Source organism: Pinisolibacter sp. DMC100, from assembly GCF_056313705.1.
Window position 1 is genome coordinate 757,240 of sequence record NZ_JBQUZT010000002.1, and the last position, 26,204, is coordinate 783,443.

The 26,204-nt window shown below is 69.7% G+C and carries 22 protein-coding genes; 14 read left to right on the plus strand and 8 right to left on the minus strand.

All coding sequences use genetic code 11. From position 1 onward, the window contains the following. Positions 1–1,287, minus strand: coding sequence for an MFS transporter (locus ACT541_RS12360; protein WP_476137267.1), 1,287 nt, complete (start codon positions 1,285–1,287; stop codon positions 1–3). A gap of 974 nt (positions 1,288–2,261) precedes the next feature. Here ACT541_RS12360 and ACT541_RS12365 point away from each other — a divergent pair. Together ACT541_RS12365 and ACT541_RS12370 are read left to right on the plus strand one after the other, a co-directional pair. Next, on the plus strand, positions 2,262–3,644 hold the full coding sequence (locus ACT541_RS12365; protein ID WP_476137269.1) for a hypothetical protein: 1,383 nt from the start codon (positions 2,262–2,264) through the stop codon (positions 3,642–3,644). Between the two features lie 20 nt (positions 3,645–3,664). Further along, positions 3,665–4,888 (plus strand): amidohydrolase family protein, encoded by a 1,224-nt coding sequence (locus ACT541_RS12370; RefSeq protein ID WP_476137271.1) that lies wholly within the window; start codon positions 3,665–3,667, stop codon positions 4,886–4,888. Between the two features lie 60 nt (positions 4,889–4,948). Here the strand turns inward: ACT541_RS12370 and ACT541_RS12375 are convergent, their stop codons facing one another. Continuing rightward, the gene (locus ACT541_RS12375) at positions 4,949–6,835 is read right to left on the minus strand and encodes a putative bifunctional diguanylate cyclase/phosphodiesterase (protein WP_476137273.1); all 1,887 of its coding nucleotides are present in this window, start codon (positions 6,833–6,835) and stop codon (positions 4,949–4,951) included. 346 nt (positions 6,836–7,181) lie between these two features. Here ACT541_RS12375 and acnA point away from each other — a divergent pair, with 346 nt between their 5' ends. Beyond that, positions 7,182–9,905, plus strand: coding sequence for an aconitate hydratase AcnA (gene acnA / locus ACT541_RS12380; protein WP_476137275.1), 2,724 nt, complete (start codon positions 7,182–7,184; stop codon positions 9,903–9,905). Then, the gene (fumC, locus tag ACT541_RS12385; protein ID WP_476137277.1) at positions 9,902–11,299 is read left to right on the plus strand and encodes a class II fumarate hydratase; all 1,398 of its coding nucleotides are present in this window, start codon (positions 9,902–9,904) and stop codon (positions 11,297–11,299) included. The genes acnA and fumC overlap by 4 nt, the downstream gene beginning before the upstream one ends. Before the next feature lie 46 nt (positions 11,300–11,345). Here fumC and ACT541_RS12390 read toward each other — a convergent pair whose 3' ends face one another. From ACT541_RS12390 to ACT541_RS12400, 3 genes are read right to left on the minus strand one after another with little or no spacing between them, the layout of a single operon-like run. After that, a complete protein-coding gene (locus ACT541_RS12390) occupies positions 11,346–12,179 on the minus strand; it encodes an FTR1 family iron permease (protein ID WP_476137279.1) in 834 nt (277 codons plus the stop codon). Between the two features lie 25 nt (positions 12,180–12,204). Continuing rightward, positions 12,205–12,582: a cupredoxin domain-containing protein gene (locus tag ACT541_RS12395; protein ID WP_476137281.1), complete on the minus strand. Its 378-nt coding sequence runs from the start codon at positions 12,580–12,582 to the stop codon at positions 12,205–12,207. Further along, positions 12,572–13,111 (minus strand): iron transporter, encoded by a 540-nt coding sequence (locus tag ACT541_RS12400; protein ID WP_476137282.1) that lies wholly within the window; start codon positions 13,109–13,111, stop codon positions 12,572–12,574. The genes ACT541_RS12395 and ACT541_RS12400 overlap by 11 nt, the downstream gene beginning before the upstream one ends. Positions 13,112–13,918: 807 nt before the next feature. Between ACT541_RS12400 and ACT541_RS12405 the strand changes: the two genes are divergently transcribed. Continuing rightward, positions 13,919–15,412, plus strand: coding sequence for a 4Fe-4S binding protein (locus tag ACT541_RS12405; protein WP_476137284.1), 1,494 nt, complete (start codon positions 13,919–13,921; stop codon positions 15,410–15,412). Between the two features lie 21 nt (positions 15,413–15,433). On the opposite strand, the gene ACT541_RS12410 is transcribed toward ACT541_RS12405, so the two are convergent. Then, positions 15,434–16,330 carry a LysR family transcriptional regulator gene (locus ACT541_RS12410; RefSeq protein ID WP_476137286.1) on the minus strand — a complete coding sequence of 299 codons (897 nt, stop codon included), beginning with the start codon at positions 16,328–16,330 and terminating at the stop codon, positions 15,434–15,436. 142 nt (positions 16,331–16,472) lie between these two features. On the opposite strand from ACT541_RS12410, the gene ACT541_RS12415 reads away from it, so the two are divergent. From ACT541_RS12415 to ACT541_RS12455, 9 genes are all read left to right on the plus strand, one after another. Beyond that, positions 16,473–17,285 (plus strand): putative hydro-lyase, encoded by an 813-nt coding sequence (locus ACT541_RS12415; protein WP_476137288.1) that lies wholly within the window; start codon positions 16,473–16,475, stop codon positions 17,283–17,285. A 108-nt stretch (positions 17,286–17,393) separates the two neighbouring features. Further along, a complete protein-coding gene (locus ACT541_RS12420; protein WP_476137290.1) occupies positions 17,394–18,641 on the plus strand; it encodes an ABC transporter substrate-binding protein in 1,248 nt (415 codons plus the stop codon). 225 nt (positions 18,642–18,866) lie between these two features. Beyond that, complete coding sequence (locus ACT541_RS12425; protein WP_476137292.1) at positions 18,867–19,745, plus strand: branched-chain amino acid ABC transporter permease; 879 nt, start codon at positions 18,867–18,869, stop codon at positions 19,743–19,745. Continuing rightward, positions 19,745–20,749, plus strand: a complete 1,005-nt coding sequence (locus ACT541_RS12430) for a branched-chain amino acid ABC transporter permease (RefSeq protein ID WP_476137294.1) — start codon at positions 19,745–19,747, stop codon at positions 20,747–20,749. The genes ACT541_RS12425 and ACT541_RS12430 overlap by 1 nt, the downstream gene beginning before the upstream one ends. Positions 20,750–20,753: 4 nt before the next feature. Further along, positions 20,754–21,497 (plus strand): ABC transporter ATP-binding protein, encoded by a 744-nt coding sequence (locus ACT541_RS12435; protein WP_476137296.1) that lies wholly within the window; start codon positions 20,754–20,756, stop codon positions 21,495–21,497. After that, a complete protein-coding gene (locus ACT541_RS12440; protein WP_476137526.1) occupies positions 21,481–22,185 on the plus strand; it encodes an ABC transporter ATP-binding protein in 705 nt (234 codons plus the stop codon). Before ACT541_RS12435 ends, ACT541_RS12440 begins: the two co-directional genes overlap by 17 nt. A gap of 28 nt (positions 22,186–22,213) precedes the next feature. Further along, a complete protein-coding gene (locus ACT541_RS12445; RefSeq protein WP_476137298.1) occupies positions 22,214–22,978 on the plus strand; it encodes a LamB/YcsF family protein in 765 nt (254 codons plus the stop codon). Between the two features lie 2 nt (positions 22,979–22,980). After that, positions 22,981–23,703 (plus strand): 5-oxoprolinase subunit B family protein, encoded by a 723-nt coding sequence (locus tag ACT541_RS12450; RefSeq protein WP_476137300.1) that lies wholly within the window; start codon positions 22,981–22,983, stop codon positions 23,701–23,703. Further along, complete coding sequence (locus ACT541_RS12455) at positions 23,700–24,704, plus strand: 5-oxoprolinase subunit C family protein (protein ID WP_476137302.1); 1,005 nt, start codon at positions 23,700–23,702, stop codon at positions 24,702–24,704. Before ACT541_RS12450 ends, ACT541_RS12455 begins: the two co-directional genes overlap by 4 nt. Here the strand turns inward: ACT541_RS12455 and ACT541_RS12460 are convergent. Further along, positions 24,692–25,717: an NAD(P)H-dependent flavin oxidoreductase gene (locus tag ACT541_RS12460; RefSeq protein WP_476137304.1), complete on the minus strand. Its 1,026-nt coding sequence runs from the start codon at positions 25,715–25,717 to the stop codon at positions 24,692–24,694. The two genes, ACT541_RS12455 and ACT541_RS12460, sit on opposite strands and share 13 nt — an antisense overlap. Beyond that, a complete protein-coding gene (locus tag ACT541_RS12465; RefSeq protein ID WP_476137306.1) occupies positions 25,714–26,154 on the minus strand; it encodes a PaaI family thioesterase in 441 nt (146 codons plus the stop codon). Before ACT541_RS12465 ends, ACT541_RS12460 begins: the two co-directional genes overlap by 4 nt. Positions 26,155–26,204 lie beyond the last annotated feature (50 nt).

Sequence of the window (26,204 nt, forward strand, 5' to 3'; positions counted from 1 at the left end):
TCAGGCAGCCTTCTCGGTCGCGTTGGCGCGGGTGTCGTCGAGGAACATCATGCCGACCATGCCGACGATCAGGATCGCGGCGGAGATGTAGAAGTTGGCGGCGAGGCTCCCGGTGGCGTCGGCGATCATGCCGGCGATGACGGGGGCGACGATCGACGAGGACATGCCGACGAAGTTGAAGATGCCGAAGGCGGTTCCGTAGGAGTCCTTCGAGGCGTTGTCGGCGACGGCGGCGACCAGCACCGGATCGAGGGCCAGCTTGCCGAAGAAGCCGTAGACGCAGATCGCGGCGATCACCTGATTCACGTCGTGGAGGAAGGCGATCGAGATCAGGCTGAGGGCGGCGATCGGCACCAGCACCATGACCAGCGGGCGGCGCTTGCCGAGCTTGTCGGAGATGCGGGCGAAGAGCAGGCCGCCGGGGATCGACACCCACGCCACCAGCGACGAGATGTTGCCGATGTCCTTCACCGGGATGCCGCGCTCGGTCTGCAGGTAGTAGGGCAGCCAGGTCAGGATCATGAAGAAGCCGAACAGCGAGCAGAACACCATCAGATAGGTGAGGACGAGGTTCCGGTTGCGGATCAGCGCCATGAAGGACGAGCGCTGCGACTGGCCGGCGACCGGGGCGGGACGCGGGCGTTCCTTGACCAGCCACCAGATCAGCAGACCGGTGACGATGGTGGGCAGGGCCATGAAGTAGAACGGCGTGCGCCAGCCCATGCCGAGCGTGTAGGCGATCCAGCTCGAGGCCATCAGGCCGAGTGCGATGCCGAAGGCCATGCCGGAATTGATGATGGCGCTGCCGAGCGAACGGTATTCCTGCGGAATCTGTTCGGAGGAGATGCCGTACTGCGGGCCGTAGTAGGTGCCTTCGCCGGCACCGGTGACGATGCGCGAGGCGAGCAGTTGCCAGAAGGTCTTCACCGTGCCGGTGACGGCGGTGAAGACGCCGAACAGGATGAAGCCCGGCACCAGCACCTTCTTGCGGCCGATGCGGTCGCCGAGGATGCCGGCGGGGATCTGCAGGATGGCGTAGGAGAAGAAGAACACGCTGGAGATCAGGCCGAGCTGGGTGCCGCTCAGGCCGAACTCGCTCTGGATGTCCTTCATGACGGGATTGAGGACGGTGCGGTCGGCGTACATGAACACCCAACCGAGCCAGAACAGAAAGACGGTGATCCACCATCCGGGGATGCCGATGCGGTTCTCGGCCGCGGCGGGCGCCGTGGTCTTCGCCGTCTCCGCCACCCGGGCCTCTCCCGATGTCGCGAGCTGACTGGTCATGAGACTGTTCCCTTCACGTGATGCGATGGAGCATCGATACGCCCGCCGGGACGCCCGATCTTTCCGAAACTTCGCGACAATCGGAGCCCCGGCGTCGGCCTTCGCCGTCCCCGACAGCCGATGCCGAGCGCCGCCCGATCTCCGGCAACATCCTGACGACAAAGACGTTTTCGAAGGATCCGAAACGGCGGACGACGGCATCGGACTGTTGAAGCGGCTCGAAGGACGCCTCTTCTGGCTGCGACCTTTCGATCAACGATCGACCGACTGTTGAATTCTCTCGAAATCCGCAGACTTACTGATCCGATCTGGCGATCGCGACGCGGCGTGGCGGATCGACCGCATCGCCGAGGACCACTCCGAGAGGCGCCGGACGGGCGTCTCCGGGCGTCGCCCCCCCTCGCCCCTGCCGTCTCCGACCCGGAAGACGCGTCGCCATTGATGCAATGTTTTCAACAATCGGTTTCGCCCGTGGCGCCGCGATCGGCGGAATTTCGCGTATTCCGGCCGCGGATCGTCTTCAGGGGTGGGCGGCCGTCGGCGCCGGTCTGGACGATTTTGCGCACTTGACGTCGAGCGACCTCGAAACGAAAGCTTCCCGTCATCGAAGGCAGACGTCGACCGTGGCGAACCCGCTCTCGTCTCGAAGCGTGGAATGGTTCGAAGAATTCGGAAAGACGTTCTGCGAGAGGAACCGTTCGATACACGCGATATCGCTCGCTTCGGCGACGACGGACAGACGAAGGCGTCGACGACGACTTCGGACCTCCGCCGTTCCGACGACGGCTTCGCACGGCCCGACGGCTCGGGCGCGATCCGGTCACGGGAAGACCCGGCGCGCCGCGACGAGCCTCGGTGGACCGTTCCTCGACGTCCACGACGGGCCGGCCGGCATCGCCGCGGCCCCGCCACTTCATCGAGCGCGCCGCGACGTCCGTCGCCGCCGCGCCGGAACGACGAACGGGGGAAGAACCATGTCCAATCCGTCGACACCTGCCGCGACCGGCCCCACACCCGACGGGGCGCGGCGCGCCACGATCGTCATGCTCGGCGCCGTCGCCGTCTCGCTGGCGCTCGCCGTCCTCGCCCGTTCGGCGCCGGGCACCGCCGCCGCCGCGGCGATCGGCGTGCTGCCGATCGTGCTCATCCTCGGGCTGCTCTTCGCCCAGGTGAACATGCTGATCGCGGCGCTGGCCGGCGGCATCATGGCGATGATCATCGGCGACATCGGACTGGCCGAGGCCAACAAGGGCCTCGGCGAGGCCGTGCCGAAGATGCTGTCGATCACCGTGCCGATCCTCAACTCGGCGATCGCCATGGCGGTGTTCAAGGCCGGCGGCTACGCCTCGGCCCTGACGCTGGTCCGCCGCAACATCGGCGAGCGGGTCGAATACGTCGGCGCCTTCATCGTGCTGCTGCAGGCCGCCGCCACCTACATGTCGGGCATCGGCGGCGGATCGGCCATGGTCATCGCGCCGCTCGCCTTCGCCGCCGTCGGCGCCATCCCGGCGGTGATCGCCGGCATGTCGATCGCCGCCGCCGCCTGCTTCACCACCTCGCCGGCCTCGCTCGAATCGTCGGTCGTGTCGAAGCTGACCGGCGTTCCGGTCGCCGACTACGTGGCGATGATGCAGCCCTACACCGCGCTCTTCGTGATCATCGCCGTCGCCATCGCCTTCGTCGGCACCAAGCGGGCGAAGTCCCTGTTCCACGGCGAGATCCCGGCAGAATTCCGCGACATGTCGAACGCCGAGCTGTGGAAGCGCACCATTCCGGCCGCCTTCCTGATGTTCGCGGTGATCGCCGGCCCCTTCGTCAACGCCGCCGTCGGCGTGCCGGTCCTCGGTCCGGTCGCCTATGCCATCGTCACGCTGGCGCTGGTGTGGCTGTGCAGCGACTTCTCGGCCAACCAGTCGGTCGACGCGATGATCGACGGCTCGTCCTACATCCTCACCCGTCTGCTGCAGGTCGGCCTGTTCCTGGTCTTCATCGGCATGATCGAGAAGATCGGCGCCTTCGCCACCATCGCCGGCCTGGTCAAGATGGCGCCGCCCTCGCTGGTGGTTCCCGCCGCCGTCGTCGCCGGCTTCGCCATCGGCTTCCCGGCGGGCGCCTATGTCGGCTCGATCCTGACGCTGGTGCTGCCGATCGCCGTGGCGCTGGGCTTCTCGCCGCTCGCCGTCGGCTTCGTCACCATCGGCGTCGGCTTCGGCAGCCAGGTGTCGCTGGTCAACATCACCATGCAGGCGCTCAGTGCCGGCTTCCGCATTCCGGTGCTCCAGGTCTCCAAGGGCAACGCGCCCTACGTCCTGAGCTGCGTCGTGCTGCTGGTCCTGCTCGCCTTCGTCATGGTCTGATCGTTCGAGGAGACGAAATCATGGATCTGATCTTTCGCAACGTCCGTCTCGACGACCGCGACCCGACCACCGACGTCGGCATCGAAGCGGGGCGCATCGTCGCCGTCGAACCGAAGCTCGCGGCCGAGGCGGCCGAGACGATCGACGGCGCCGGCCGAGTACTCGTCCCCGGCTTCGTCGAGAGCCATCTCCATCTGGAGAAGGCCTACGTCATGGACCGCAAGCCCAATCGCTCGGGCACACTGATGGAGGCGATCGCCGTCACCGCGGCGCTGAAGCCGACCTTCACCCGCGAGGACATCGAGACGCGGTCGCGGCGGGTGCTGAAGCAGCTCGTCGCCTGCGGCACCACCCATGTGCGCGCCCATGCCGAGTTCGACCCGGCGCAGGGCTTCACCGGCTTCGACACGGTACTGAGCCTGCGCGAGGAGTATCGTGGCCTCATCGACATCCAGGTCGTCGCCTTCCCGCAGGAGGGCATCCTCAAGGCGCCGGGCACCGACGCCATGATGGTCGAGGCGATGAAGAAGGGCGCCGACGTGGTCGGCGGCATCCCCTACAACGACACCGACGCCGAGGCCCATATCGACTGGGTCTTCCGCCTCGCCCGCGACTTCGACAAGGACCTCGACTTCCACCAGGACTTCCGCGACGACGGCGACGCCATGTCGATCGAGTATCTGGCGCGCAAGACGATCACCGAGGGCTGGCAGGGTCGCGTCTCTGTCGGCCACCTGACGGCGCTCGCCGCCGTCTCGCCCGAACGCCGCGACGCGATCGTCGCGCTGCTGAAGGATGCCGGCATCTCGGTCATGGCGTTGCCGGCGACCGACATGCACCTCGGCGGGCGCAGGGACGTCGACAACGTCCGGCGCACCATCACGCCGGTCCGGGCGCTGCGCGACGGCGGGGTCAACGTCTGCCTCGCGACCAACAACATCCGCAACGCCTTCACCCCCTACGGCACCGGCGACCTGCTGCAGATCGCGGCGCTCGCCCTGCCCGCCTGCCACCTCGGCGGTGCGGACGATCAGGCGACGGTGCTCGACATGTTGACGGTCAATCCGGCGAAGGCGCTGCGCCTTCCCGACTACGGGCTCGCGGTCGGCGCCCGCGCCGACATGGTGTTGCTCGACACCCGGCGCGTCGCCGACGTGATCCTCGACATCCCCGACCGCAACGTCGTGGTGAAGGGCGGCCGCATCGTCGCCCGCACCGAGCGACGGGTCGAGACGGTGCTCTGAGGCCGCGCGCCACGAAGAGGCCCGCGCCGGGGACGCTCCCTCGGCGCGGCCTTCGCGTCGTCACATCGCTTCCCGGCGAACCGGCGGGCGACGGAAGGCCGGGGCGATGTCGAAGGTCTCGGCGAAGAGCGGCGCCGGCATCGGCTTGCCGAAGAAGTAGCCCTGTCCCTCCCGGCATCCCTGGTGGAGGAGATCGTCGCGTTCGGCCTCCTCCTCGATGCCTTCGGCGATCGTGTCGAGATCGAAGGCCCGCGCGATGTCGAGGATCGCCCGGACCACCGAGGCGTCCTTGCCGGAGGTCAGCATGCCGGTGACGAAGGACCGGTCGATCTTGATGCGGGTCAGCGGGTAGCTCTTCAGCAGGCTGAGCGAGGCGAAACCGGTTCCGAAGTCGTCGACGGCGAGGCCGACGCCGTGGGCGCGGAGCCGGCCCAACCGATCGAGGACGACGTCGTCGAGGCCGAGGGCGATGTTCTCGGTGATCTCGAGTTCGAGCGCGTCGGCGGGAAGACCGTGACGATCGAGCGCCTCGATCACCTCGCTCGCGAGGTCGCCGACACGGAACTGGGCGGCGAACAGGTTGACCCCGATGCGGAAGTCGTCCGCACCGTTGCGGCGCCAGAAGGCCGCCTGGGCGCAGGCCTGGTCGAGCACCCAGGATCCGACCGTCGCGGCCAGAGGACCGCGTTCGAGGGCCGGCAGGAAGGCGGCGGGGGCGAGGAGCCCGCGCTGCGGGTGGAGCCAGCGGATCAGCGCCTCGGCCCCGGTCAGGGCGCCGTCGGTCAGGCGGACCTGGGGCTGGTAGAAGAGCAGGAACTCGCCCTCCTTGACCGCCCGGTGGATCTCCATGCCATGGAGCCGGCGCGCCGCCGCCTCCATGCGCAGGGCCGGCTCGAAGGCGAAGGACCGGCCGCGTCCGTCGGTCTTGGCGCGAAACAGCGCGAGATCGGCGTTGCCGAGCAGTTCCATCGGGTTGCCGGTGTGGAGCGGGGCGAGCGCGACGCCGCAGCTCGCGGCGACGTGGATCTCCTGCCCGTCGATGACGATCGGCCGGGCGATGTCGTCGTTGATCGCATCGGAAATCGCCATGGCCCATGCGGGTTCGGCCACGCCGCGCAGGAGGACCGCGAATTCGTCGCCGCCGATCCGCGCCGCCGTGTCGCCCTCGCCGGTGCGACGTTCGAGCCGCGCGGCCACTTCGCGCAGGATGCCGTCGCCGACGGCGTGTCCGAGCGTGTCGTTGACGTCCTTGAAGCCGTCGAGATCGATCATCACCACCGCGGCGGGCGTCGCCGCCGCCAGCGCCTCCTCGACCAGCCGGAAGAAGCGGCCGCGATTGGCGAGGCCGGTGAGGAGGTCGAAGTCGGCGAGCCGGAGGAGTTCCGCGGTGTCGCGGCGCGCCGCCGCCGCGTCCTCCGGAGGTTCCACGCGAGCGGCCGATCCGGCGGCGACCTCGATGCGCCGCAACTCGAGCCTGTCCGACGCCATCAGCGCCAGTTCACGCAGGCGATCCGCGTCGTCGCGCGAGAACTCCGGGTGGGGCCGGCCGTCGATCACGCAGAGCGCGCCGAGCGGCTGGCCGCAGGACGAGACCAGGGGTACGCCGGCGTAGAAGCGCAGTCCGGCCGGGCCGGTGACCAGCGGATTGTCGTGGAAGCGCTCGTCGCGGGTCGCGTCGGGAACGACCATGACGCCGTCGCCGGCGATGGCATGCGCGCAGAAGGACACGTCGCGCCGCATGTCGACCTCACCGATGCCGACGCTGGCGGCGAAGAAGACGTGGTCCGAACCGATCATGTTCACCGCGGCGACGGGCATGTCGAAGATGCGAGCAGCGATGCGCACGACCGAGTCGAGGCTGGGCAGCGGGCGTTCGTCCCCCAGGCCGTATTCGGACAGGGCCTTCAGTCGATCCGTCTCGGTCGGCAAGATCGGGGGACACTTCATGAATTTCCCTCCCGAAGGCATCGTGGCAGATCGATCGGAAACCCGGAATCGAGACCTCGACACATCATATCAAATCGTGATCGATACTCCTTTCCAGAAGATCAACGATCACACTCGGTACGAACGGCGAAAGACATCGTCACGGCCAGTCGAGCGGGCGGGCGGCTGACACTACTACAGAACGACCTCGACAAAATTACCTTACGTAACTGTTCGTCGCGATCATCGATCGTTTGCCGGCGCGGCACCTCGGACGACACGAGACCGTGAAGCGGCCTGCGATCTCCGTCCGCGCGCCCCATATGGGAAGAGAAAAGCCGCACTCCCCCCTCCCCGGAGACCGGACATGACCGCTTCCCATCCCGACACGTTCTCCGCCCGCCGCTCCATCGAGATCGACGGGCGATCCTTCGTCCTTTTCGATCTCGCCGCCGCCGGGGCCAACGGGCTTTCCGGCCTGTCGCGCCTGCCCTTCTCGCTCAAGGTGCTGGCGGAGAACCTGCTGCGTCACGAGGACGGTCGCACGGTGACGGCCGACGATTTGCGGGCACTCGCCGCTTGGGGCGAGACGCGGGGACGAGCCGAGCGCGAGATCGCCTATCGACCCGCCCGCGTGCTGATGCAGGACTTCACCGGCGTTCCCGCCGTGGTCGATCTCGCCGCCATGCGCGACGCGGTCGCGGCGCTGGGCGGATCGCCGGATCAGATCAATCCGCTGATCCCGGTCGATCTGGTGGTAGACCATTCCGTCGTGGTCGACTTCTTCGGCAACGCGTCGGCGCTTTCGCGCAACGTGGCACGCGAATACGAGCAGAACCACGAGCGCTACACCTTCCTGAAATGGGGGCAGAAGGCCTTCCGCGACTTCCGCGTGGTGCCGCCGGGCACCGGCATCTGCCATCAGGTCAATCTCGAATATCTGGCCCGCGTGGTGTGGACGCGCGAGGGCGCCGACGGCACGACCGTCGCCTATCCCGACACCTGCGTCGGCACCGACAGCCACACCACCATGGTCGGCGGCCTCGGCGTGCTCGGCTGGGGCGTCGGCGGCATCGAGGCGGAGGCGGCCATGCTCGGCCAGCCGGTGTCGATGCTGATCCCGGAGGTGATCGGCTTCCGCCTGACCGGACGGCTGCGCGAGGGCGTCACCTCGACCGATCTCGTCCTCACCGTGACGCAGATGCTGCGCAAGAAGGGCGTCGTCGGCAAGTTCGTCGAGTTCTTCGGCCCCGGCCTCTCGGGACTCGGTCTCGCCGACCGCGCCACGATCGGCAACATGGCGCCGGAATACGGCGCGACCTGCGGCTTCTTCCCCGTCGATGCCGTCACCCTCGCCTATCTCCGCCTCTCCGGCCGCTCCGACGAGCAAGTGGCGCTGGTCGAGGCCTACACGAAGGCGCAGGGCCTCTTCCGCGACGAGACGACCGCCGATCCGCTCTTCACCGACGTGCTCGAACTCGATCTGGCGGAAGTCGAGCCCTCGCTCGCCGGGCCGAAACGGCCGGAGGGACGGGTGGCGCTCGGCTCGGTGCCGGCCGTCTTCGACGCGGCGCTCGAGGGCGAGTACCGCAAGCCCGGCGAGGCCGGGAAACGCTGGAAGGTCGAGGGGACCGACTTCGACCTCGGCCACGGCGACGTCGTCATCGCGGCGATCACCTCCTGCACCAACACGTCCAACCCCTCGGTGCTGGTCGCCGCCGGTCTCCTCGCCCGCAAGGCGCGCGAACGGGGGCTGCGGACCAAGCCGTGGGTGAAGACCTCGCTGGCGCCGGGCAGCCAGGTGGTCGCGGCCTATCTGAAGGCCTCCGGCCTGCAGGACGATCTCGACGCCCTCGGCTTCCAGATCGTCGGCTTCGGCTGCACCACCTGCATCGGCAATTCCGGACCGCTCGACCCGGCGATCTCGCGGACGATCGCCGAGCACGGCATCGTCGCCGGCGCCGTACTCTCCGGCAACCGCAACTTCGAGGGCCGCATCTCGCCCGACGTGCAGGCGAACTGGCTCGCCTCGCCGCCCCTCGTCGTCGCCCATGCGCTCGCCGGCACGACCCGCGTCGACCTGACCCGCGCGCCGCTGGGCATCGGATCGGACGGCAGGCCGGTGTTCCTCGCCGACGTCTGGCCGTCGTCGGCCGAGATCGACGCGGTGATCGCCAGACACGTCACCGGCGCCCTCTTCCGCGAGAAATACGCCGAGGTCTTCACCGGTGACGCCCGCTGGCAGGAGGTCGAGGTGACCGGGGGCGAGACCTATGCCTGGGACGACGCCTCGACCTACGTGCGCAACCCGCCGTATTTCGAGGGGATGACGCGGTCGCTGCCGACGATCTCCGACGTCAGGGGCGCGCGCATCCTCGCGCTGCTCGGCGACAAGATCACCACCGACCACATCTCGCCGGCCGGCTCGATCAAGACCGCCTCGCCGGCCGGACAGTATCTCCTCGCCCACGGCGTCGAGCCCAAGGACTTCAACCAGTACGGCACCCGGCGCGGCAATCACGAGGTGATGATCCGCGGCACCTTCGCCAACATCCGCATCAAGAACGCCATGGTCCGCGACGAGACGGGCGCGATCGTCGAGGGCGGCTTCACCGTCCACCATCCCTCCGGCGAAAGGGCCGCGATCTACGACGTCGCCCGGCGCTATGCCGCCGAGGGCGTGCCGCTCGTCGTCTTCGCCGGCGTCGAATACGGCAACGGCTCGTCGCGCGACTGGGCGGCCAAGGGCACACGGCTGCTCGGCGTGAAGGCCGTGGTGGCGCGGACCTACGAGCGCATCCACCGCTCCAACCTCGTCGGCATGGGCGTGTTGCCGCTGCAGTTCGAGGACGGCACCAGTTGGGAGAGCCTCGGGCTGACCGGCGCGGAGACGGTGTCGATCGGCGGGCTCGACGCGCTGGCGCCGCGGGCGATGCTGACGCTCGACATCGAACGGGCGGACGGCTCGCGTCTCGCCGTGCCGGTCATCGTGCGCATCGATACCGCCGACGAGCTCGACTACTACGTCAACGGCGGCATCCTGCCGACGGTGCTGCGGAATCTGGCCGACGCGCGGGGAGGCGCCCGATGAACGAGACCCGCGACGCCGCCCATCGGCTCGAACGCGACACGTTCGGCGAGATCGCCGTTCCCGCCGACCGGCTGTGGGGCGCGCAGACGCAGCGGTCGCTCGCCCATTTCGCCATCGGCGAGGACCGCATGCCGCGACGCATCGTCCACGCCCTGGCGCTGATCAAGAAGATCGCCGCCGGCGTCAACGTCGCGCTCGCCGGGCTCGACGCGGCCAAGGCGGAGGCCATCGGCCGGGCGGCGGACGAGGTCGTCGCCGGCCGCCACGACGGCGAGTTCCCGCTCGTCGTCTGGCAGACGGGATCCGGCACCCAGTCGAACATGAACGTCAACGAAGTGCTGGCGAACCGCGCCTCGCAACTGCTCGGCGGGCCGATCGGCGAGGGGCGCCTCGTCCATCCCAACGACGACGTCAATCGCTCGCAGTCCTCCAACGACGTCTTTCCGACCGCCATGAACGTGGCGATCGCCCGGGCGCTGGTCGAGGATCTGCTGCCGTCCCTGCGGCGGTTGCACGCCACGCTCTCGGCCAAGGCGGAGGCCTTCGCCGACATCGTCAAGATCGGCCGGACCCACCTTCAGGACGCCACGCCGCTGACGCTCGGGCAGGAGATCTCGGGCTGGGCGGCGCAGCTCGCCCATGCCGAGGCGCATGTCGCGGCGAGCCTGCCGCATCTCCTGGAACTGGCGATCGGCGGCACCGCGGTCGGCACCGGGCTCAACGCGCCGAAGGGTTTCGGCGAACGGGTGGCGGCCGGGCTCGCCGAGGCGACGGGCCTCGCCTTCGTCGTCGCCCCCAACCGTTTCGAGGCGCTCGCCGCCCACGACGCGATCGTCCACGCCCACGGCGCGTTGAAGGGACTGGCGGCGAGCCTGTTCAAGATCGCCGAGGACGTGCGTCGGCTCGCCTCGGGACCGCGCTCGGGGCTCGGCGAGATCACCATTCCGGAGAACGAGCCGGGCTCGTCGATCATGCCGGGCAAGGTCAATCCGACCCAGTGCGAGGCGCTGACCATGGTCTGCGTCCAGGTTTTCGGCCACGACGCGGCGATCGGCTTCGCCGGGGCGTCGGGGGCGTTCGAGCTCAACGTCTTCAAGCCGGTGATCGGCTTCGACATGCTGACGTCGATCCGGCTGCTGGCCGACGCGATGGCCTCGTTCGACACCCATTGCGCCCGCGGCATCGAGCCGGACAGGACGCGGATCGCCGATCTGGTCGAGCGTTCGCTGATGCTGGTCACTGCGCTGGCGCCGCACATCGGCTACGACGCGGCGGCGGCGATCGCCAAGGCGGCGCATCGCAACGGCACGACGCTGCGCCAGGAGGCGATCGCCTCCGGCAAGGTCACGGCCGAGGACTTCGATCGCTGGGTGGTGCCGTCGGCGATGGTGTGAGGGACGACAGCGGACCCGCGCCGAGGGCGCGGGCCCGCGAGAGCCGTCAGGCGGCGGAGACCGGTGCCGGCCGCGCCGGGCGCATGAGGATCGCCACGCCGCCCCAGTAGACGAGGAAGGCCAACAGTTCCGTCAGGTTGGGCCGCGCGCGGTAGCCGGTCAGATTGGCGAGGAAGCCGCCGAAGGCGTTGCCGTCGGGCAGGATCGCCGAAGTGTCCCACAGGCGTCCGGTGAGCTTGGGCAGCAGGTCGAGTTCGATCAGACCGTCGATGCCGGTCATCAGCAGGGCGCAGGCGAGAAGCAGCAGCATCACCTCGGTCGCGCGGAAGAACACCGCCCAGGAGAGGCGTCGCGCGCCGATCTGGAGCGCCATGTAGGTCGCCAGCGCGCCGATCAGGCCGAGCACGGCGGCCCCCGCCGCGGTCAGGCGGACGTCGCCCGAGCCCGCCGTCAGGACGCCGTAGAGGAAGACGACGGTCTCCGAGCCCTCGCGGGCGAGCGCGATCGCGGCGAGGGTGAAGACACCCCACCAGTTCTCGCGCGCCACCGCCTCGCCGAGCGCGCCCTCGAGATCGCGCTTCATCGAGCGCCCGTGCCGGCGCATCCACAGGATCATCTGCACGATCAGCACGGCGGCGACGAGCACCATGCCGGTGCGGAACGCCTCCTGCGTCGTGTCGGAGAGCGTGTCGGCGAGCGCCACCAGCGCCCAGCCGAAGAGACCCGCGACCACGAGGCCGGCGGCGACGCCGCCCCACAGGAAGAGACGCGCGCGCTGCGCGCCGGCGGCGTTGGCGGTGAGCCAGGCGTTCAGGATGCCGACGACGAGGAGCGCCTCGACGCTCTCCCGCCACACCACGAAGACGACGTTGCCGTACATGGGACCGGGAAACTCCCTCTCCTGCTCACTTGGCGATCAGCACCGCCGGCGGCGCGTCGGGGTGGAAGTCGTCGAAGAAGGAATATTCGCCGGGCTCCAGCCCCTTGATGATCATCGACGTGGTGACGCCGGGGGCGATCACCTTCTCCTTGCGCAGGGGAAGGCTCTCGAACTCGGCCGGGGTCTTGCCGTCGTTGACCAGTTCGAGTTCGAACCGGGTGTCGGCGGGGACCTCGATGCGCGAGGGCGTCATCTTTCCGTCCTCGAAGACGATGCGGAACACCGGATCGCCGGCGCGCGCCGGGCCGACCGCGACGATCGCGGCGGCGAGCAGCACGAACCCCGCGCCGAGAAGGCGCAGGGTCGCGATGCGGCGGGAGAGGGTCGAGCGCTCAGTAGCCACCCTTCTTCCCCGTGCCGGTGTAGACGAAATCGTACTTCAGCTCGAAGGGCGAGAACCACGGGCCGACGCCGGTCTCCTTGTCGACGTGGCGGCCGAAGTGGGCGTGCGGGTTGGCGGCCGGCGAGGCGACCTTCAGCGTCAGCTCGTACTTGCCGTTGCCGGCGAGCTTGACGTTGTCGCCGTAGTGCGGGCCGTCGTTGGCGACCATCGGCATGAACGGGCCCTTGGCCACTTCCTTGCCGTCCTTGGTCAGCACGAATTCGATCGAGAGATAGGGAACCCAGTCGCCCTTGGCGAAGCCGTTCTTGTTGTCCTTGGTCGCCTTGATGTCGGCTTCGAGATGGACGTCGCTGTCGGCGGCGGCGCGCATCATGCCGGCCGGCTCCATCTCGATCGGCTGGAGATAGACCGCGGCGACCTCGAGGCCGGCCTGGGTCTGCGGCTTGCCGATCGGATACTCCTTGGCGGCGGCGGTCAGGGTCGTGCCGGCCAGCAGGGCAAGGGCGACGATCGGGAGCTTGAACGACATGGGGACTGTCTCCTGTTTCGCTAATGCAATTCGTTCGCAATAACAAAAAGCATCGCAGCGCCCGCGTCAATCGACGAATCTCGCCGTCAGCATTTTTGCGGAGACGGGGCGGCGAGCGTGCCGAGGCGCGTGCCAACAGGGCGTGGCGGGGCGGCGGCTGCGTGGGGGCGAGGCACCCCGGCGGCGTGAGGGCGACGGGCGGGCCTGTGCGACGGGCGGGCGAACGCGGGAGCCGGCGGCGTTTGGGAGTGATGGACCAAGCCACGGTGGCGTCGAGGCGAACGCCGGGTTCGTCGGCGTGGAACGTCCGCGCGATTCCGAAGAGAGGCGGCCTCGACGCGGTGCGCGATGCTTCGAGACGGCGCCCTCCGGGCGCCTCCTCAGCATGAGGCGCTTGTTTTGCCGCGCCATGAGCGTTTTTTTTGCTGCGGCATGACGCGTTCATTGTTTGCCACGGCAAACTCCGGCGCCTCATCCTGAGGAGCGCCGCAGGCGCGTCTCGAAGGATCGCGCACCGACGTCGATCAACGTCCCCCGAGTCGCTCGCGGAGCCCGGCGAAGGCACAACCCGATCTCCCCGCCGCGACAGGGCGGCAGAATGTCCCGCGTGCCCTCCCCGCCCCTCCCCCGTACTGCCCCCCGTACCGCACCTCTCCCCGCCTCCCCCCCGCGCCACCTTCGACTTGGCATACGTCGAAACGCTATTGCGTGTGAGTTTCAAGAGCGGGTATTGAAAAGGCCGAGCGACGAGCGAGGGACGATCGACGGAGGCCCGAGGGGCGCCGGTCGCGTCAGCGAGGTTTCGACATGAACAGCATCGAGCGCGGCGGTTCGTTCGCGGCGGAGGCCTCTCCGAACGGCGGCTTCGGCGGCGCGGAGGCGACCGTCGACGGCCTGCGCATCGCCATCCCGGAAGACCGTTCGGCCTTCACCCGCGCCCTCGAGGTCTGGGCGGTCGGTGCCAAGCGGCACTTCGTCTGGATCCAGATCGCGATGTTCGGCGTCTTCCTGGTGGTGGTCGGCGTGCCGCCGCTGCTGCCCGAGCCGCCGGCCGAGGCGACCATCCTGGGCAATCCGACGCTGTTCCTGAAGTACCTGCTGTGGGGCGTGTGGTTCCCGCTGGTCTTCCTGTCGGTGATCCTGTTCGGCCGCATCTGGTGCGGCGTGCTCTGCCCGATGGGCGCGGCCTCCGAACTCGCCAATCGCCACGGCATCCAGCGCGCCATTCCGGGCTGGATCAAGTGGGAGGGCACGCCCGCCCTCTCCTTCATCGTCATGACGCTCTACGGCCAGACGCTCGGCGTGCGCGACCATCCGGAGGCCGCCGCCGGGCTCTTCGGCGGCACGATGCTGCTCGCGATCGTCTTCGGCTGGGCCTACGGCCGCAACAAGCGGGTGTGGTGCCGCCACCTCTGCCCGATCGGGCGGGTCCTCGGCCTCTATTCGCGCCTCGGCGCGGTGCAGTTCACGCCGAAGCTGCGGCTCGCCGGCGGCGACGTCTATTCCGAACGCGGCGCCTGTCCGACGATGATCGACCTGCCGCGCAAGTGCGAGAGCCGCCACTGCATCGAGTGCTTCCGCTGCGTCAACCCGAAGGCGCCGGGCAGCATGCGCCTCGACCTGCGCCGCCCCGGCGTCGAGATCGAGGACATCCGCGAGCATCGCGCCAATTCGGCCGAGGCGTGGTTCCTGTTCATGGACACCGGCGTCGCGCTCGGCGGCTTCCTCTGGCTCGTCCTGCCGCAGTACCAGGACGCCCGGCAGGCCTTCGGCGAATGGGTCGTCACCAACGGCGGCGCGGCCTTCGGCTGGGTCCTCGACGTCGGGCCGTCCTGGCTGATGAGCGTCCATCCCGAACGCGGCGAGACCTTCATGTGGCTCGACTTCGTGATGATCGTCGCCTTCATGCTGGCGACGATGGCGGCGCTGACGGCTATCCTCGCGGCGCTGACCGCGGTCGGCGCCTGGCTCGCCCGGCGGGTCGGCTCCGACGTGAGCTTCGGCCAGACCTTCACCGAACTCGGCTATCAGTACGCGCCGGTGGCGCTGATGAGCCTGATCATCGGCCTCGGCGCCGAGCTGCTCGACCCGCTGAAGCACACGTTCGTCGGCCAGACCGGCATCGGCGCGATCCGCGGCGGCCTGTTCGTCGCCGGTCTCCTGTGGAGCATCTGGCTCGGCGAACGCATCCTCGCCCGCCAGGGGATCGCGCCGAAGTGGCGCTGGTTGCCGCTGGTGCCCGGCCTCGCCGGCAGCCTCGCCGTCGGCGTCGGCTGGTGGCCGGCGATCTTCGGCCTCTGAGGCGGCCGAATCGTCCGCCCCTCACGCGAAGGGGTTCGACGCCGCCTCTTCGCCGGCGAGCTCGGCGATGACTTCCCGAGAACGAACGTCGACGCCGGGCAGCCACGCGGCGCGGAACGAGAGATCGGGGAAGCGCACGCGCGTGTCGATCATCACCAGACGGCCGTCGGCGAGATGGTCGCGGACGATCGCCGGCGGGATGGCGGCGATGCCGAGCCCCTGTTCCGCCATGCGCACCAGCGTGGCGATCGAGGCCGAGGCGTGGAGCCGCACGCGCGGCAGGTCGGGGCGATTGAAGGCCTCGTAGACCGCCTCGTAGGGCTTGGTGCGACGCGAGAAGGTCATGATCGGATGGCGCGCGAGGTCCTCGAGCGTCATCGTCGTGTTGCCCCCCACCAGCCGCGGCGAGGCGACGAAGGCGAGCGCGTGGCGGCAGAGGTCGCGCGAGACCAGCGGCTCACCGGCGAACGTGTCCATCAGGAAGGCGAGATCGATCTCGCGCGAGATCAGGCGCTCGCGCATGTTCGGCGAGATGTCGACCTCGATCTCGATGGTGAGGCGCGGATAGTCGCGGCTGACCCGCTCGATCAGACGCGGCAGCCAGGTGTGGACGATGGTCTCGGCGACGCCGATGCGCAGCACGCCGACCAGCGTCGCCGGATCGCCCACCGCGGCGACCATCTCGGCCCTGAGCGCCAACAGTTTCTCGGCATAGAGCATCAGCTCGCGACCCTTCGGCGTCGGCGTCACCCTTCGGCTCTCGCGTACGAAGAGACGGACGCCGAGCTGGCTCTCGAGCTGGGCGACGCGTTGCGAGATCGCCGGCTGGGTGGCGTTGAGACGCAGAGAGGCGGCGCGGAAACTCGCCAGCCGCGCCACTTCGAGGAAGGTCTCGAGGTTCTTGAAATCGACCGACATGGGCCACCGATAAATTTTCCTTATCGAAGTCGATTAAAACAAACGATTTGAGCTTAATCAACTCGGGTGATGAAATGGGCAGCATCGAAAATGCGACGTCGATAGGCAGATCGGCCCGACGTCGAGTTCCAGGAGCCGCCCGATGCGCCACGCCGTCGCCTCTTCGTCCGACGACACGATGCTCCCCGGCCGTGCCGTTCGGCTCGCCTGCCGCTCGGGCGCCCTGAAGGGTTCGACCGCCGGCATGGCGCTCGGCTACGCGCAGGGCAATCTCGCCGTGCTGCCGAAGGAGCTCGCCGGCGACTTCCTGCGCTTCTGTCAGGCCAACCCGAAGCCCTGCCCGATCCTCGGCGTCTCCGAGGTCGGGTCGTGGGAGATCCCCGCGCTCGGCGCCGATCTCGATCTCCGCACCGACATCCCCGGCTACCGCGTGTGGAAGGACGGCGAGATGATCGCCGAGGTCGACGACGTCCGCGACTTCTGGCGCGACGATCTCGTCGCCTTCGTCATCGGCTGTTCCTACTCCTTCGAAGAGGGGCTGATCGCCGAGGGCATCGGCATCCGCCACGTCGAAGAGGACGTGCGCGTGCCGATGTATCGCACCAGCATTCCCTGCAATCCGGCGGGCGCCTTCTCCGGGCCGATGGTGGTCTCGATGCGGCCCCTGAAGCCCAAGGATGCGATCCGCGCGGTGCAGATCTCGTCGCGCTATCCGGCCGTCCACGGTGCGCCCGTCCATCTCGGCCTGCCGCATCTGATCGGCATCGAGGATCTCGCCAAGCCCGACTACGGCGACGCGGTCACCGTCCGCGACGACGAGATTCCGGTCTTCTGGGCCTGCGGCGTCACGCCCCAATCGGTGATCGCGACGGTGAAGCCCAGCTTCGCCATCACCCACAAGCCCGGCACGATGCTCGTCACCGACCGGCGCAATTCCGAATACGCGGTGATCTGAGATCGCCGTCTCCGCGATCGACCCGACGGGCCGATCCGCGTCGCATCCGACCGGGACATCCGACAGCGGCAGGGCCCGGCGAAACGCCGCCGAACAGAGGGATCGCAGATGATCAATCGCAGAGACGCGCTTTTCGGTGCGGCCGCCGCCGCCACCTGGTTGTCCGGCCTTCGCGCCGCCTCCGCCGCCGACGAGATCGTGATCGGCGCCATCTACCCGATGTCGGGCGCCAGCGCCCAGATCGGCGTCGATGCCCGCCACGCGCTGGAGACGGCGGTGGACATCGTCAATTCGGTGCACGACCTCGATCTGCCCTGCGCCAAGACGGCCGGCATCACCTCGCTCGGCGGCGCCAAGATCCGTCTCGTCATCGCCGACCATCAGGCCGACCCGCAGAAGGGTCGCGCCGAGGCCGAACGCCTGATCACCCAGGAGAAGGTCGTCGCCATCCTCGGCTCGTTCCACTCGTCGGTCTCGGCCACCGTGTCGGCGACCTGCGAGCGCTACGGCGTGCCCTTCGTCGCCGCCGACAGTTCGTCGCCGAGCCTGCATCGCAAGGGGCTGAAGTACTTCTTCCGCCCGGCGGCGCACGACGAGTTCTTCTCGACCGCGATGTTCGACTTCCTCGACGCGCAGAAGGCGGCCGGCGCCAAGGTGGAGAGCGTCGCCCTCTTCTACGAGGACACGATCTTCGGCACCGACTCGTCGAACGTCCAGCGCAAGCTCGCCGGCGAGCGCGGCTACAAGATCGCCGCCGACGTGAAGTATCGCGCCAACTCGCCCTCGCTCACCGCCGAGGTGCAGCAGCTGAAGAGCGCCGATGCCGACGTGCTGCTGCCGTCGAGCTACACCACCGACGCCCTCCTCCTGGTCAAGACCATGGCCGAGCTCGGCTACAAGCCGAAGAACATGCTCGCCCAGGCCGCCGGCTTCTCGGAGAAGGCGGTGTTCGACGCGGTCGGCGACAAGCTCGAGGGGCTGATCTCGCGCGCCTCCTTCGCCCTCGACCTCGCGCCCAAGCGCAAGTCGATCGGCGTCGTCAACGAGCTGTTCAAGGCGCGCGCCGGTCGCGACATCAACGACAACACCTCGCGCCTCTTCACCGCCTGCCTGACGCTGTGCGACGCCATCGACCGCGCCGGCTCGATCGACGGCGCCAAGATCCGCGACGCGCTCGCCGCCACCAAGATTCCCGGCGACCGCACCATCATGCCGTGGCGCGGCATCGAGTTCGGGCCGGACGGGCAGAACATGCTGTGCGACCCGGTGCTGATCCAGTACCTCGGCGGCAAGTTCGTCACCGTCTTCCCGGCGGCTGTGGCGGCGGCCAAACCGAAGTGGCCGATGAACGGCTGATCCCGAACGGTCGGAGTTCCAGCCCTTTCGGCCCTTGCGGAGGTCCTTCACCCTGAGGTGCTCGCAACGCGAGCCTCGAAGGGCGAAGGGCCGAGGGGCAAGGCCCGTCGAGGCTTCGCCCTTCGAGGCCCGGCCGATGGCCGGGCACCTCAGGGTGAAGCCAAACAGAACGCGAAGAGCCGGAACTCCATCCGCTCGGCCTGTCGTTTTTCCGAGGCGAGGTCCATGACGACACAAGCAATCATCCAGATTCTGGCGAGCGGCCTGCTCACGGGGCTGATCTACGCCCTCGTCGCGGTCGGCCTGTCGCTGATCTTCGGCCTGATGGACGTGGTGAACTTCGCCCACGGCGAGATGCTGATGCTGGCGATGTACGCCGCCTTCGGCGCCTGGGCGGTCTCGGGCATCGATCCGGTGCTCTTGATGCCGCTGGTGGTGGCGGCGATGTTCGTCCTCGGCGCGCTGGTCTATCTCGGCGTGGTCCGCTACGCCATGCGCGCCAAGGCCAATGCCGGCATGGTGCAGATCTTCGCCACCTTCGGTCTGGCGGTGACCATCCAGGGCCTGGCGCAGTATCTCTTCTCGCCCGACTACCGCTCGATCGGTTCGTCGTGGCTCGCCGGACGGACGGTCAACCTCGCCGGCGTCTACCTGCCGGCGCCGCAGATCTTCGGCGCCGCGGTGTCGCTCGCCGCCTTCGCCGGCCTGTGGCTGCTGATGACCCGCACCGACTTCGGCAAGGCGCTGGAGGCGACGCGCGAGGACCAGGGCGCGGTGGCGCTGGTCGGCATCGACCGCAACCGCATCTTCGCCCTCGGCTGGGGCCTCGGCGCCGGGCTGATCGGGCTCGCCGGCGGGGTGATCGCGATCTTCTACTACGTTCACCCGCAGGTCGGCGGCGGCTTCGCCCTCGTCGCCTACGTCACGGTGGCGCTCGGCGGCTTCGGCTCGGTGTTCGGCGCGCTCGCCGCCGGCATCATCGTCGGACTGGTCGAGGCCGCGACCACCCTGATCCTGCCCTCGGCGATGAAGTCGATCGGCGTCTACGTCCTCTATCTCGGCGTGGTCTTCCTCCGCCCGAGCGGCCTGTTCGGGAGGCTCTGATGTCGTCCGCTCCCCTCGTTTCCCCCGCCGCGGCGCATTTCGCGGCCGACCGGCGACGCCGGCTGATCCTCGGTGCGGCCGTGGCCGTGGCGATCGCCGCCATCCCCTTCGCGGTCAAGGACGTCTATCTGCTCAACGTCGTGGTGCTGACCCTGCTCTATGCGGCGATGTCGCAGAGCTGGAACATCCTCGGCGGCTATTGCGGTCAGATCTCGCTCGGCCACGCGCTCTATTTCGGCCTCGGCGCCTATGCGACGACGCTGCTCTGGGTGAACAACGGCATCACCCCCTGGGCCGGCATGGTGGCGGGTGCGGCGATCTCGGCGGCGACGGCGCTGATCGTCGGCCGCTTCTGCTTCCGCCTCAAGGGCCACTATTTCTCGATCGCGACGATCGTCATCGCCGAGATCGGCCTGATCGTCGCCCACAACGCCGAATTCACCGGCGGTGCGCTGGGTCTGCAGTGGCCGATCGCGTCGGACGGCTGGTGGTCGCTGCAGTTCGGCCGCGACAAGAGCCAGTGGGTGTGGATCACCCTCGGCCTCTTCGCCGCGACCTTCCTCGTCACCTGGGTGATCGAGGACAGCCGCTGGGGCTACTGGTGGCGCGCCGTCAAGGACGACGTCCAGGCGGCCGAGAGCCTCGGCGTCGAGGTCTTCTCCTCGAAGATGTCGGCCGCCGCCGTCTCCGCCGCCTTCACCGCGCTCGGCGGCGGGCTCTACGCCGCCTACGTCGCCTACATCGACCCGGAGAGCGTGATGACCTTCCGCTTCTCGCTGCTCTTCGCGCTTCCGGCGGTGCTGGGCGGCATCGGCACCCTGTGGGGGCCGCTGGTCGGCGCGGTCGTGCTGGTGCCGCTGACCGAGATCACCCGCTCTTACGCCGGTGGTTCCGGCTCGGGCCTCGACCTCGTGATCTACGGCGTCCTCGTCATGGTGGTGGCCCTGGCGCGGCCGGAAGGTCTGCTCAGCCTGCTGCCGCGCCGTTCGACCAGGAAGGGATGACGCCATGCCCCAGACGCCCCTCCTCGAGGTCTCCTCGGTCACCAAGCGCTTCGGCGGTCTCGTCGCCAATGCCGACGTGTCGATGACCGTCGGTCGCGGCGAGATCCTCGGCCTGATCGGCCCCAACGGCGCCGGCAAGTCGACGCTGTTCAACGCCATCGCCGGCGCCTTCGCCGTCGACGAGGGCACCATCCGCTTCGACGGTCACGACGTCACGGCGCTGACCGGCCCCGCCCGCTGTTCGCTCGGCATCGCCCGCACCTTCCAGGTGCCGCGTTCCTTCGACAGCATGAGCGTGGTCGAGAACGTACTCGTCGGCGCGCTCGCCCGCCGCGCCTCGGCCCGGGCGGCACGCGTCGCCGCCCTCGAAGTGCTCGACTTCGTCGGGCTCGGAGACCGCGCCGAGGTCTCGGCCTCCGAACTGACACCGCCGGAGAAGCGCCGCCTCGAAATGGCGCGCGCGCTCGCCACCGAGCCGAAGCTCCTGCTGCTCGACGAGGTGATGACCGGCCTCACGCCGTCGGAGGCCCGCGCCGGTGTCGATCTGATCCGCAAGGTGCGCGATCAGGGCGTGACGATCGTCATGGTCGAGCACGTCATGGAAATCGTCATGCCGCTGATCGACCGCGCCGTCGTGCTCGAACTCGGCCGCGTTCTGGCGGAAGGCACGCCGAAGGAAATCGTCGCCGACCCGCGCGTCGTCGCCGCCTATCTGGGAGACCGTCATGGCGCTGCTCGAGGTTCGTGATCTCACCACCGCCTACGGCGGGCTGGTGGCCATCTCCGGCATCTCGCTCGAGGTGAACGACGGCGAGATCGTCGTGGTGGCGGGCGCCAACGGTGCCGGCAAGTCGACGCTGCTGAAGTCGATCTCCGGCCTCGAGAAGCCGAAGTCGGGCAGCGTCTCCTTCGCCGGAGACCGCATCGACCGTCTCGCCGGCCATCTCGTCACCGCCCGCGGTCTCGCCTACGTGCCGGAGAACAAGCGGCTCTTCCCGCGGCTCTCGGTGCGCGACAACCTGCGGCTCGGCAGCTGGCTGCACCGCGGCGAGGCCGATCGCGAGGCGCCGCTGGAGCGGGTCTTCACCCTGTTTCCGCGGCTGAAGGAACGGCTCGACCAGCGCGCCGGCACGCTCTCGGGCGGCGAGCAGCAGATGCTGGCGATCTCGCGGGCACTGATGACGCGGCCGCGCCTCCTGATGCTCGACGAGCCGTCGCAGGGCATCATGCCCAAGCTCGTCGACGAGATCTTCGAGGCGGTGAAGGTGATCCGCGCGACCGGCGTCACCATCCTGCTGGTCGAGCAGCGGCTGGTGGAGAGCCTGGAGATCGCCGATCGCGCCTATGTGTTGCAGACCGGTCGTGTGGTTCTCTCCGGCCCTGCATCGCAGATCGCCGACGACCCCGAGGTGCGTCGCGCCTATCTCGGCATGTGACGAACGACAAGAAGACGGGAGGGTGCCCATGACGACGGTCGATCTCAACTCCGATCTCGGCGAGAGCTTCGGCGCCTGGTCGATGGGTGACGACGCGGCGATGCTCGCCATCGTCACCTCCGCCAACGTCGCCTGCGGCTTCCACGCCGGCGATCCCGACGTGATGGCGGCGACCTTCCGCACCGCGCGGGAGAACGGCGTGGCGGTCGGTGCCCATCCGGGCTTCGCCGACCTCCAGGGCTTCGGCCGGCGCCGTATCGCCCTGAGCGAGCGCGAGATCGAACATCTCGTCGCCTATCAGATCGGCGCCGCCGCGGCGATGGCGGCGCAGGCCGGCCATCGCCTCACCCACGTCAAGGCGCACGGCGCGCTCGCCAACCTCGCCGCCGCCGAACGCGGACCGGCCGAGGCGATCGCCCGCGCCATCCGCGCCGTCGACCGCGACCTCGTCCATCTCGCCATCGCGCTCTCCGAACAGGTCGGCGCCGGCGAACGGGCGGGACTGCGGGTCGTGGCGGAGGTCTTCGCCGATCGCGGCTACGACGATGCCGGCCAGCTCGTCCGCCGTGGCCAGCCCGGCGCGATGGTCGACGATCCCGACGAGGCGGCGGAACGGGCGCTCGCCATGGTCCTCGACGGCGCGGTCGTCTCGGTCTCGGGCAGGCGCATGGCGACGCCGGTCGGCTCGATCTGCGTCCACGGCGACGGCGCCCATGCGGTGGCGGCGGCGAAGCGGCTGAAGGAGCGCCTTCTCGCCGCGGGCGTCACCGTCGCCCCCTTCGCGAGCGCCTGACCATGGTGCCTTTGCGCTTTCTCGACAGCGGCGAGTGCATGCTCGTCGTGGAGTTCGGCGACGACGTCGATCCGGCGATCAACGAGCGCGTGCTGGCGCTCGACGCGGCGGTGACGGCGGCGGCGATCGCCGGCGTGATCGAGACGGTGCCGACCTTCCGTTCCCTCGCCGTCCACTACGAACCGCTGACGATCGGCCGCGACGCGCTGATCGAACGCCTGATCGCGCTCGAGGCGAGCGCCGAGGTCACCGTCCGCGCCGCGACGCGCTGGCATCTGCCGGTGTCGTTCGAGCCGCCGCACGGCGAGGATCTCGCCGAGATCGCCGCCCGCATCGGCCTCACGCCCTCCACGGTGATCGATCTCGTCGCGGCGATGCCGCTGCGTGTCCACATGTACGGTTTCGCCCCCGGCTTCGCCTATCTCGGCGGCCTCGCCGAGCCGCTCCGCGTCGCCCGTAGGCCGGCGCCGCGGCCGCCGCATCCCGCCAACGCGGTGATGATCGGCGGTGGCATGGCGGCGGTGGCGAGCTTCCCGATGCCGACCGGCTGGTGGGTGCTCGGGCGTTCGGCCGAACGCCTGTTCGTGCCGGGTCGCGACCCCGCCTTCCTCGTCGCCGCCGGTGACGAGATCGTCTTCGAGCCGATCGACGCCGGCCGCTTCGCCGCCCTCGAGGCGCGCGTCGCCGAGGGCGAGGTGGTCGCCCGCGCGGAGGCGATCCGATGACCCGGCTCCACGTCCTTGCCGCCGGCCCCGGCGTCACCGTCCAGGACGGCGGCCGCCACGGCAGCCTGCGCTTCGGCGTCACCGTCGCCGGACCGATGGACCCGATCGCCTTCGCGCTCGCCAACCGCATGGTCGGCAATCCGGCGGGCGCAGGCGTGATCGAGATCTCGCTCGGCGGCTTCGAGACGACGGCGGAAGACGGCGCGCTCGACGTCGCGGTCGTCGCCCCCGGCTTCGACGTGAAGCTCGACGGCGCGGCGCTGCCCGATGCCTGCGTCCTGCGACTGGAGCCCGGCGCGCGGCTGGCGATCCGCCCCGGACCGGGCGGCGCCTGGGCCTATCTGGCGCCGGCCGGGCGGCTCGATCTCGCGCCGGTGCTCGGCTCCCTCGCCACCCATGCCCGCTCGGGGCTCGGCGGTCTCGACGGCCGCGCCCTGCGTCCCGGCGACCGCGTCGGCGTGCCTGACCCACGCGGAACGGTCGCCGGGACGATGCGCCTCCTCGACGCGCCCACCCCCGACGACGGCGACATCCGCGTCGTGCTCGGCCCGCAGGCGGACCATTTCGCGCCGGACCAGATCGCGGCGTTCCTCGCCCGCGACTGGACCGTCTCGCCGCGCTCCGACCGCATGGCCTATGCGCTCGACGGCGAACCGCTCGCCCACGCCCGCGGTCACGACATCGTCTCCGACGGCGTCGCCCACGGCGCCATCCAGGTGCCGGGGTCGGGACTGCCCTTCGTGCTGATGGCCGACCGCCAGCCGACGGGGGGATATCCGAAGATCGCCACGGTGATCGGTGCCGACCTCGGCCGCATGGCGCAGCGCCGCCCCGGCGCGCGCGTCCGCTTCCGCGCGGTGACGATCGAGGAGGCGGTGGCGGCCCGCCGCCGCGTGGTCGAGGCGACGACGCGGGCGCCTGCGCTCGAGCCGCTGGTGCGGGGCGTCTTCTCTTCGGAGTTCCTGCTGTCGGCGAACCTGATCTCGGCCTACGGCGCGTGAGCGGCGACGAGGCGGCCGACGGCGGCCTCGGCCTCGCCGATCAGGCGTTCGACGATCCGCCCGAACGGTTCGACCCTGTCGGCGAAGGCGAGCGCCTGGCCCATGGAGAGGGCGCCGCGCGCGGTGTCGCCGGTCACGTAGGCCTCGCGGCCGATCCGGCCGGCGACCAGCGGCAGCAGCGTCTCGGTACTCCCCTCGCCGCGCGCCTCGATCGCCGCGACCGCCTCGGCGGTGTCGTTGCGCAGGATGCGGATGGTGTTGCGCAGCGACTGGAGCACCAGCATCGTGTCGGTCTCCCGTGCCGCGACCACGCGCGCCTTGAAGTCGGGATGCGCCCACAGTTCCTCGGCCACCAGGAAGCGGGTGCCGATCACCACGCCGTCGGCGCCCATGGCGAGCGCCGCGGCGATCTGCGCGCCGTGGCCGACGCCGCCGCCGATGCAATAGGGGATGGTCAGGCGGCTCGCCGCCTGCGCCGCCTGGACGAAGGTGCCGATCAGCTCCATGCCCGGGTGGCCGCCGCATTCGTAGCCGACGATCGACACCGCATCGACGCCCGCCCGCGCCGCGCTCTCGGCGTAACGCACCGCCGGCACCTTGTGGATGATCCGGGCGCCGGCATCGTGCAGCGGGCCGACCCATTCGGCCGGGCTGCGGCCGGAGGTCTCCACGAAGGCGACCTTCTCGGCGACGATCACCCGCATGATCGCCTCGACCCGCTCCTGCGGCGCGATCTTCGGCAGCATCGAGACGTTGACGCCGAAGGGCGCCCCTTCGACGAGATCGCGGCAGCGGCGGATCTCGGCGACAAGCGCAGCGTCGTCGGCGAAGCTCGCCGCGGTGATGAAGCCCATCGTCCCGGCCTTCACCGCCGCGGCGACGTAGTCGGCGTTCGCCAGCCATTGCAGGCCGCCGGCGAGGATCGGATGGCGGATGCCGAAGAGGTCGGTGATCCGGGTGTGGAAGCGCCCGTCGGCGGAGGCGCGCGCGGGCGCTGCGGCGAGCGTCGTCATGCGTCGTCTCCGGCGCGGGTGGTGCCGCCCGCGTCGTCGCGGATGCGGCGGACGACGCCGGTGGCCATCGCGATCGTGGCGCCGGCCTCGTCGACCACCTCGCCCTCGACGTGAAGGGTCTTCGCCCCGCCGCCGCGGATGCGCGAGCGCGCCCGGAGGCGGCCGGTCAGCCCCGGCGCGACGAAGTTGGTCGAGAGCTGCACCGCCACGACGCGGCCGGCGAGTTGCCCGTCGACGAGGCGGACGCCGGCGAGCGAACAGACGCTGTCGAGCATCGACAGGACGACGCCGCCGTGCACCGCGCCGTTGCGGTTGAGGTGATGGGGGGCGATGTCGAGCACCAGCTCCGGCCCGTCCTCGGTCCAGCCGGCGATGGCGAGGCCGAGATGGGCGGCGAAGCCCGCCAGCGGCGGAAAGGTCGTCTGCGTGTCGGTCATGAGAGGCCTCGTCGAGAGGGCGTCGGCCGGGCGCGCCGCGCCGAGCCGCG